The following is a 585-nucleotide window of genomic DNA, read 5'->3' as shown; positions in this document are numbered from 1 at the left end:
CCGCAATCTGAAGAACAGAGCTTACTGTTACTATGCTAACGGTTTCAAAAAGAGATTTCCAATAAACCAATAATTGACTTGCTGTTCTGTAATTTCCTGTTGTAAAATTTCGCGGAATACTAATTACCGTACTGTCATACAAATCCTGCTCAGCCATAAAGCTGACGCTTAATTTATCAAGTAACGGCTGAATAATTAAAAAGCACATTCCAAAAAGAAGCACCGCACGGCATACCTTAAAAGTAATATCCAGCGCTTTTTTCTTTTTGTGGTAATTGCGGGATATATTTCCCCAATTTTCAGTATGTTCGTTGTTATAAGTAACTTCACTCATAATAGTATACCCTCTTGGAAATAATAGCCATCGCAATTCCAATAATAGAAATTACGGCAAGGAAGTAAACCCATGCCATTGCCGTTCCAAAACCAAAATTCATCATTCTTATCGTGGTAAGATTTATTTTTGCCATAACACGGTTATCTGTTCTAATAAAATAATCTACAACGCTGTAAACTATGTTAACAAGAATTAAAGAGCTTACCATTGGGAACGTAATTTTCCAGAAACATTCCCACGAAGTAGCG

At 35.6% G+C, this 585-nt stretch carries 2 protein-coding genes; both read right to left on the bottom strand.

The features are described from left to right. Nucleotides 1–334, bottom strand: a 334-nt coding sequence (locus ACYVTD_RS15680) for a hypothetical protein (protein ID WP_461248625.1), incomplete at its 3' end; no start/stop codon positions are given. Then, the coding region (locus tag ACYVTD_RS15675) for a hypothetical protein (RefSeq protein WP_461248624.1) at nt 327–585 on the bottom strand (259 nt) is incomplete at its 5' end. The genes ACYVTD_RS15675 and ACYVTD_RS15680, both read right to left, overlap by 8 nt.

Source organism: Treponema sp. R6D11 (assembly GCF_054786075.1).
Note: the sequence above shows the minus strand (reverse complement) of the source record. Positions and strands in the feature narration are given on the sequence as shown.